At 63.0% G+C, this 2,597-nt stretch carries 2 protein-coding genes; both read left to right on the forward strand.

Annotated features, from left to right (window positions below; all coding sequences use genetic code 11):
* The first annotated feature begins 165 nt into the window (after positions 1–165).
* Positions 166–1,665 (forward strand): IS21 family transposase, encoded by a 1,500-nt coding sequence (gene istA, locus WCJ41_RS21435; protein WP_336907873.1) that lies wholly within the window; start codon positions 166–168, stop codon positions 1,663–1,665.
* Positions 1,662–2,441 carry an IS21-like element helper ATPase IstB gene (gene istB, locus WCJ41_RS21440; protein ID WP_336907874.1) on the forward strand — a complete coding sequence of 260 codons (780 nt, stop codon included), beginning with the start codon at positions 1,662–1,664 and terminating at the stop codon, positions 2,439–2,441. Before istA ends, istB begins: the two co-directional genes overlap by 4 nt.
* Positions 2,442–2,597: the final 156 nt, after the last annotated feature.

Raw genomic sequence — 2,597 nt, forward strand, 5'->3', positions numbered from 1 at the left:
GCAATCGTCCAGTCGAGCGAACTGTTCTTTATCAGACGCTCCTGAATACTTTTGTGTAAGCGCCGGAGCAATACTCCCTCACTGAAGCGGCCGGATAATCTGGTTGCGCCGGAGTAAAACTCCGTCAGCAGATAGCCTTTTGCCTGTGTGGCGGAAGGCGGAGGGATGAAGGGCGTGGAGTTATATGGACGGGTTCGCCATGCGGTGCAGATTGAGGGTTTGAGCCGTCGTGAGGCGGCGCGACGATTTGGGATTGATCCTCGGACGGTCGCCAAGATGATGACGTTTTCGGTGCCGCCGGGGTACCGGCGTGGCGGGGCGCCGAAGCGACCGAAGCTCGATCTTTTTACCGCGATCATCGATCAGATTCTGGAAGCTGACCGAACGGCCCATTCGAAGCAGCATCATACGTCGAAGCGGATCTTCGAGCGGCTGCGCGATGAGTATGGTTATGGCGGCGGGATGACGATCGTGAAGGACTATGTTCACGATCGCCGTCAGCGTCAGCGCGAGGTGTTCGTGCCGCTGCGCCACGAGCCGGGCCATGCGCAGGCGGATTTTGGCGAGGCATGGGCGGTGCTCGGCGGGGTGGAGCAGAAGGTCCACTTCTTCGCGATGGACCTGCCGCACAGCGATGCCGGCTTCGTGCAGGCCTTTCCGGCGGAGACGACGGAGGCCTTTTGCGACGGGCACGTTCGGGCGTTTGCATTCTTCGGCGGGGTTCCGAAGTCGATCCTGTACGACAACACCAAGATCGCGGTCGCGCGTATCCTGGGGGATGGCCAGCGACTGCGGACGCGGGTATTCAGCGAACTGCAGTCCCACTACCTGTTCCTCGACCGGTTCGGCCGGCCGGGCAAGGGCAACGACAAAGGCAAGGTCGAAGGTCTGGTCGGCTGGATCCGGCGGAACCATTTGGTGCCGATGCCCCAGGCGGCGAACGTCGATGCGCTGAACGCGAAGCTGCTCGACGGCTGCCGCGCCCGTCTCGGCGCCCGGCTGCGCGGTCACACCGAGACGATCGGCGAACGCCTGGTGCGCGACCTGGCGGCGTTCCAAGCCTTGCCGACGACACCCTATGATGCGTGCGAGAAGAAGGGCGGCCGGGTCAGCTCGCTGTCCCTGGTGCGCTACCGAGGGACCGATTACTCGGTGCCGACCGCCTATGGTCACCGCGAGGTTCTGATCCGCGGCTACGTCCACGAAGTCGTAATCTCCTGTGGTGCGGACATCATCGCCCGCCACGCCAGGTCTTATGAGCAGGAAGACTTCGTCTTCAACCCGCTTCACTATCTGGCGCTGCTTGAGCGCAAGATCGGTGCGCTCGACCAGGCGGCGCCGCTGGCCGGTTGGGAACTGCCTGAGGAGTTTGCTACGCTCCGTCGCCTGCTTGAGGCGCGCATGGGCAATCGCGGCAAGCGAGAGTTCGTCCAGGTGCTGCGGCTGCTGGAATCGTTCCAGCCAGAGGATGTTCTCGCCGGCATTCAAGCCGCGATTGCCCGGGGCGTGATCGGGTTCGACGCGGTGAAGCACCTGATGCTGTGCCGGATCGAGCGGCGGCCGCCACGCCTCGACCTGACGGTTTATCCCTACCTCCCACGCGCCACCGTGGCGACCACCTCGGCCAGAACCTACATGGGCCTGCTCACCGGGGTGGCATCATGACCGACCCGCCCGAACTGCTGCTCGCCCACCACCTCAAGGCGCTCAAGCTGCCAACCTTCCTGCGCGAGTATGACAAGCTTGCGCGGCAGTGTGCCGCCGAGGGCGTCGACCACACCCGTTACCTGCTGCGCCTTGCCGAACTGGAACTGATCGAGCGGGAGCGGCGGATGGTCGAGCGGCGGATCAAGGATGCCAAGTTCCCGGCCGTCAAAAGCCTCGACAGCTTCGACTTCCTGGCGCTCCCGTCACTGAACAAGGCCCTGGTGCTGGAGCTTGCCAGATCCGAGTACGTCAGCCGCCGTGAGAACATCATTGCGGTCGGCAACTCCGGCACCGGCAAGACGCACATCGTTCTGGGACTGGGGCTAGCCGCCTGCCAGAAGGGTCTGTCGGTCGGATTTACCACCGCCGCGGCCCTGGTTCACGAGTTGATCGAGGCCCGCGACGAGAAGCGACTGTTGCGTTTGCAGCGCCAGCTTGCCACCTACAAGCTGCTGATCATCGACGAACTCGGCTACGTGCCGTTCTCCCAGATCGGCGCCGAACTGCTGTTCGAGGTGTTCTCCCGGCGCTACGAGCGCGGTTCCACCATCGTTACCAGCAATCTGCCGTTCGACGAGTGGACCGGTGTGTTCGCCTCTGAGCGTCTGACTGGTGCCTTGCTCGATCGGCTGACCCACCACGTCCATATCCTTGAGATGAACGGCGACAGCTACAGGCTCAAACAGAGCAAGCGGCGCTCCCGTAACGCCCCCGACGAAGCCAGCCAAGCCTGATCGCGAAACGCAGGAAGGCCCCCCGCGGGGGGCCTTCCTGCTCGCCTCACTGATGCATTTTTACTCCGGCGCACCGATGCATTTTGTCTCCGGCGTTGACACCTGATCAAATAATCGCCTTCCTCAACCAACTTCTATCCCCAAAACTACCCGTCA

The organism is Aestuariivirga sp. (assembly GCF_037139295.1).
Classification (GTDB): domain Bacteria; phylum Pseudomonadota; class Alphaproteobacteria; order Rhizobiales; family Aestuariivirgaceae; genus Aestuariivirga.